This window comes from Meiothermus luteus, from assembly GCF_003574085.1.
Classification (GTDB): Bacteria; Deinococcota; Deinococci; order Deinococcales; family Thermaceae; genus Meiothermus; species Meiothermus luteus.
Window position 1 is genome coordinate 1 of sequence record NZ_QWKZ01000134.1, and the last position, 5,288, is coordinate 5,288.

Sequence of the window (5,288 nt, forward strand, 5' to 3'; positions counted from 1 at the left end):
ACCCCTAGAAGCCCCGAGGCGAACCCCGCTATCGCCCCAGTCAGAATCAGGGGCAACACCCGCAAACCCCCCTCAATCGGCTCGCTCACATGGGGAATATAGGGCTTGAGCAAGAGGCTGAGGGCCACCACCACCAGGTACCAGCCAAATACCCGCTTGAGCCGCCACTCCGACAAGCGGTTGGCGTAGCGGGCCCCCCAGTTGGCCGCGATCATGGCGCTGGGAAAGATCAGCAAGGCCGCCAACCAGTCCACCGTACCGTGGAAGGCGTACGCAAAAGCCCCGGCCAGTCCCGTAAAGGCCACCATCACCAGACTGGTGGCTACCGCTTCGTGCTGGGTAAGCCGAAGAAAGGCGTTCATCAGGGGCACCGCCACGACGCCCCCCCCTAGGCCCACCAGCCCCCCAAAGGCCCCAGCCAAAAGTCCGACCCACAAGCCGGAAAGATTCACGCCTCTTTATACCACACAAATCAGATTTTAGATTCAAAATCTAGCTAGGGCAGCGCACCCCGCAACCAGCGCAGCCAGTTTTCGGCCAGCACCCCTTGGCGGTAAGCCTCCGGCACCCATCCGGCAAGCTTAGCCAGGTCGGCCGGCGCGTCCAGGCCCAAGGGGTTTCCCTCTAGGCCAAAGCCGCCGTCAAAGTCCGAACCCAGCCCTACCCTGTCCCAACCGATAAGGGCCGCCACATACCCCAGGTGACGCCCCACCACATCCAGGGGCAAACGGGGCAGCCCGCGCCGCCAGCCAGGCTCGAGGAAGAGGTTGTAAAGCACGATGCCGACCATGCCTCCTCGAGCCCTCAGGGCCCTTATCATCGCGTCGCTTAGGTGGCGGTTGGAGAGGTCCTCTGCCTCCCCCAAAAGGGCCCGGGGGTTACTGTGGGTGGCGCAAAGCGGCCCATCAAAAAGCTCCAGCGCCTCCCAAAAGGCTGCCTCGTCCAGGTGGGACACATCCAAGGCCACCCCCTCCTGGCGCATGGCCTCCAGGAGCTCCACCCCCAGAGGGGTGAGGCCCCCTGGCTCACGGGTACCCCCAGCGTAGCGGGTGCGGTTCCAGGCTGGCCCCACCAACCGCACCCCCTGGGCCCGCCAAAACCCCACTTCCCCCGGCTGGCGAATGCACTCCGCCCCCTCAATCAGGACCACCAGGCCCGGTACCCCATCCGCTGGCCAGCGGGAAAGGTGGGCCTCCAAATCCGCCCGGCTGCGCAGCAGCCGCACACGCCCCTCCTCCTCCCAACGCAAGTAGAGCTCGAGCTGCCGCAAGGCCGCGCGGTGGGCGTTTTCCGGACCCGGGTAGCGGCGTGGGTCCACCCAGAGGGTGGCGAAGACCACCCCCACCCCACCCTCACGTAAGGCAGGCAGGGTTACCACCGGCACCTCGGGGTGGGGGTCTTTCCGGCGCAGCTCCGCCAGTGGCAGGGTCAGGTCACGGCCCAGGTCAAGCGCGTTGTGGGCCAGGTCAAGGTGGGCGTCCACTATCATTCCAGCTCCGGGATTACCCGAACAAACCGGTCCTTACCACGCTGTAAAACAACGGGCCGCTCGAGCCGCACCTCCAGCCGAGGGTCGGTGAGAACCGCCCCGTCCAAACGCAGACCCCTTTGCTCAATCAGCCGCCGGGCCTCGGCGTTGGAGGGGGTGAGCCCGGCCAAGGTAAAGAGCCGGACCACCGGGATACACCCCTCCTGCAGGGCCCCAGGGCCTAGGCGTACCTCCGGCATCTTCTCCGGAATGCCGCCTTGGGCAATGCGGCGGTAGCGCTCGTCGGCGGCCAAGACCCTCTCTGCCAAAGGCCCCTTCCCCAGGAGCCGCGCATCGCTCCCGGTAAACTGGAACTCCAACCCTACCTCGTGGGCAAAGGCCAGGTCTATGCGGGCTGGGACACGGGGCAGGCTATAGGCCGCGCTCAGCAGGGCCGCCAGCACCCGATGGGCGCCCAGCATCCCCCCTTTGGCCAAAAACGCCTCCACCTCCGATTGGTCCACATCGGTGCACAGCTCAAAGTACTGCCCCAGGGCCCCATCGGGAACCTTCATCAGCTTGGCGTAAAAGGTGTCCACATCATCGTAGATGCCCACATAGTTGTCCAGGCTCTTGGACATCTTTTCCGCCCCATCCAGCCCCACCAGAATGGGCATGATGAAGGCCACCTGCCGCTCCAGCCCATAAGCGGCCTGCACCTCCCGGCCCACCAACAGGTTGAACTTCTGGTCGGTGCCACCCATCTCCACATCGCAGGCGATGGGCACGGAGTCGTAGCCCTGGGCCAGAGGATAGAGAAACTCGTGGAGGGAGATGGGAACGCGGTGGAGGTAGCGGTTCTTGAAGTCCTCCCGTTCCAGCATCTGGGCCACGGTAAGAAGCGAGGCCAGCTTGATGACCTCCTTGAAGCCCAGGTTTTCCAACCACTCCGAGTTGTAGCGCATCTCAAAGCGCTCGGGGTCGTCGGTGATGAGAACCTTACCCACCTGCTCCACGTAGCTTTGGGCGTTGGCCCGGGTCTCCTCCAGCGTGAGGGGCGGGCGGGTCTTGCTGCGGCCCGAGGGGTCACCAATCATGGCCGTAAAGTCGCCGATGATGAGCACCACCTTGTGCCCCAGCTCCTGAAACTGCCGCATTTTGCGCAGCACCACCGCGTGGCCCAGGTGGATGTCGGGCCGGGTGGGGTCCAGGCCCAGCTTGACCACCAGCCGTCGGCCCGACTCGAGCTTCCGTAGCAGGTCCTCCTGGGGGATAATCTCCACCGTCCCCCGCTTGAGCTGTTGTAGTGCCGCTTCGGCCGTCATGCCCCCAAGTATACCGAGGGGCGCTCAGTAAATCTGAAACCCCCTGAGGCCGGTGGCCTCGCTCCACTGCACCTCCAGGTCCTCCACCCGAGCCTCGCGGGGGCCTTGGCGCAGGTGGTGGAGGAAGAGCTTGAGGTCGGACTCCTCTCCCTCCGCCACCACCTCCACCCGGCCATCGGGAAGGTTCTCTGCATAGCCCGCTAAGGAAAGCTCCAAGGCCTTCTTACGGGTAAAGTACCGGTACCCCACGCCCTGCACCCGGCCGCTCACCAAAACCGTAACCCGCCGCACAGCCCTACTCTATAGACCCCCTAAGGGCGCTTCAAGGGCGGCTAGATATGCAGCGGCTTGTCCCAGGCGGCCAGTGCAGCCTCCTTGAGCACCTCGGCCAAAGTGGGGTGGGCATGGGAGGCGCGGGCCAGGTCCTCGGCGGAGGCGTGGAAGGCCATGGCCACCGCGGCCTCAGCGATGAGGTCGCCGGCCCTTGGGCCCACGATGTGCACCCCCAGGATGCGGTCGGTCTCGGCATGGGCCAGGACTTTGGCCAGCCCCTCGGTGTCGTTCATGGCCCTGGCCCGGCCGTTGGCCGAAAAGGGGAAAGAACCCTTTTTGTAGGGGATGCCGGCGGCTTTTAGCTCCTCCTCAGTCCGGCCCACCGAGGCCACCTCGGGGTGGGTGTAGACCACGTTGGGGATGGAGGCGTAGTCCACGTGGCCATAGCCACCAACCATATGCTCCACCACCGCATAGCCCTCCTCCTCGGCCTTGTGGGCCAGCATGGGACCTGCGATAACATCCCCAATCGCGTAGATGCTGGGCACGGCGGTCTGATAGTGCGCGTTGACCGGGATGCGGCCCCGCTCATCGGTAAAGAGGCCCACGTTTTCCAGGCCCAACCCTTCGGTGTTGGGGATGCGGCCGGTGGCGAGGAGCACCTTCTCGGCTACCAGAGGCTCACCTTCTTCGTACTCCACCACCCCCTTTCCGTCCTTGGCGTAGGCCCGGGTAACCCGCACCCCGGTGCGGATATCCAGGCCCTGCTTCCGGAAGATTTTCTCCGCAGCCTTGGCAATCTCCCCATCCATGCCGCCCAGGATGTGGGGGAGGTACTCCAGCACCGTCACCTTAGCCCCTAGGCGGTTCCAGACCGAGCCCAGCTCGAGGCCGATGACCCCCCCACCGATCACCACCAGGTGCTCGGGAACCCTATCGTAGGCGATGGCCTGGTCGGAGGTGCCCACGATCTTGTAGTCCAACTCCACCCCCTTGAGGGGGGCCACCTTAGAACCGGTAGCGATTAGGATGCGCTCGGCCTCCAGCTCCTCGGTTCCATCGGGCCCTTCCACCCTCACCCGGTGGGGCCCCACGATGCGGCCGTGCCCCCGGTAGCGAACCACCCCGTTTTTCTTGAACAAAAACTCAATGCCTTGGGTGTTGGCCTGCACCACCTTGTCCTTGTGGGCCATCAGGGCTTTCAGGTCCAGCTCGGCGCTGCTAACCCGAACCCCAACAAGCTGGTTGTGGAGAACTGCGTGTACCTTCTCGGTGGCCTCCAGCAGGGCTTTGGAGGGAATGCAACCTACCCGCAAGCAGGTGCCGCCCAAAGCGGCTTCCTTTTCCACACAAGCCACGTTCAGACCGAGCTGGGCGGCACGAATGGCCGCCACATACCCTCCTGGTCCCGCACCGATGACCACAAGCTGATGTTTGGGCATAAGACCTCGTCAACCTAGCGAAACCCGAATCAGACCTCGAGCACGAGCCGCACGGGATTCTCAATAAGTTCCTTGACGCGCTTTAGGAAGGTAACCGCCTCACGCCCATCCACAATCCGGTGGTCATAGGAAAGGGCCAGGTTCATCATCGGCCGGATCACCACCGCGCCGTTGCGGGCCACCGGGCGCTCCACGATGGCATGCATGCCTAGAATGCCCACCTGAGGAGGGTTGAGGATGGGGGTGGAGTTGAGCGAACCGTAGATACCCCCGTTGGTGATGGTAAAAGTGCCCCCCATCAGCTCTTCAGGCTTAATCCTCTTTTCCTTCACCCGGGCGGCAAAGTCGGCGATGCGTTCCTCAATCTGGGCCATAGAAAGCTTGTCGGCCTCGCGAAGGACCGGCACCACCAGCCCCTCGCCCCCTCCTACCGCAATGCCGATGTCGTAGTAGCGATGGTAGACGATGTCGGTGCCGCGAATCTCGGCATTGAGCTGGGGAATCTCCTGCAGGGCTTGCACCACCGCTTTCACAAAGAAGCTCATAAAGCCGAGCTTGACCCCGTGCTTCTTCTGGAAGCTCTCGCCGTACTCCTTGCGCAGCTCCATCACCGCGCCCATATCCGCCTCGTTGAAGGTGGTGAGCATGGCGGTACTCTGCTTGGCGCTCAAAAGCCGCTCAGCGATGCGGCGGCGCAGCGGGGTCATGGGCACCACCTCATCCCGGCGCTCGCCCTGCGGAGGGGCAGGAATGGGCGCAGGGCGAGCGCCGGGATGAGGT

Annotated in this window: 6 protein-coding genes; all 6 read right to left on the reverse strand. The window is 64.3% G+C overall.

Features of this window, described 5'->3' with window-relative positions; translation table 11 throughout:
- Nucleotides 1–452, reverse strand: a 452-nt coding sequence (locus Mlute_RS13835) for a sulfite exporter TauE/SafE family protein (protein ID WP_147371108.1), incomplete at its 3' end; no start/stop codon positions are given.
- A gap of 44 nt (nucleotides 453–496) precedes the next feature.
- Nucleotides 497–1,489 carry a dipeptidase gene (locus Mlute_RS13840; protein ID WP_119361165.1) on the reverse strand — a complete coding sequence of 331 codons (993 nt, stop codon included), beginning with the start codon at nucleotides 1,487–1,489 and terminating at the stop codon, nucleotides 497–499.
- Complete coding sequence (gene tyrS, locus Mlute_RS13845) at nucleotides 1,486–2,793, reverse strand: tyrosine--tRNA ligase (protein WP_119361166.1); 1,308 nt, start codon at nucleotides 2,791–2,793, stop codon at nucleotides 1,486–1,488. The genes Mlute_RS13840 and tyrS overlap by 4 nt, the downstream gene beginning before the upstream one ends.
- 24 nt (nucleotides 2,794–2,817) lie before the next feature.
- Nucleotides 2,818–3,084: an acylphosphatase gene (locus Mlute_RS13850; RefSeq protein ID WP_119361167.1), complete on the reverse strand. Its 267-nt coding sequence runs from the start codon at nucleotides 3,082–3,084 to the stop codon at nucleotides 2,818–2,820.
- Nucleotides 3,085–3,125: 41 nt separating this feature from the next.
- Nucleotides 3,126–4,508, reverse strand: coding sequence for a dihydrolipoyl dehydrogenase (gene lpdA / locus Mlute_RS13855; protein ID WP_119361168.1), 1,383 nt, complete (start codon nucleotides 4,506–4,508; stop codon nucleotides 3,126–3,128).
- 29 nt (nucleotides 4,509–4,537) lie between these two features.
- A partial coding sequence (sucB, locus tag Mlute_RS13860) for a dihydrolipoyllysine-residue succinyltransferase (protein WP_119361169.1) occupies nucleotides 4,538–5,288 on the reverse strand: 751 nt, incomplete at its 5' end.

Excerpts from the sequence above, each read along its gene's own strand:
- Mlute_RS13840 (WP_119361165.1), bottom strand. The coding sequence starts at position 1,489 with ATGATAGTGGACGCCCACCTTGACCTGGCCCACAACGCGCTTGACCTG.
- tyrS (WP_119361166.1), bottom strand. The coding sequence starts at position 2,793 with ATGACGGCCGAAGCGGCACTACAACAGCTCAAGCGGGGGACGGTGGAG.
- lpdA (WP_119361168.1), bottom strand. The coding sequence starts at position 4,508 with ATGCCCAAACATCAGCTTGTGGTCATCGGTGCGGGACCAGGAGGGTAT.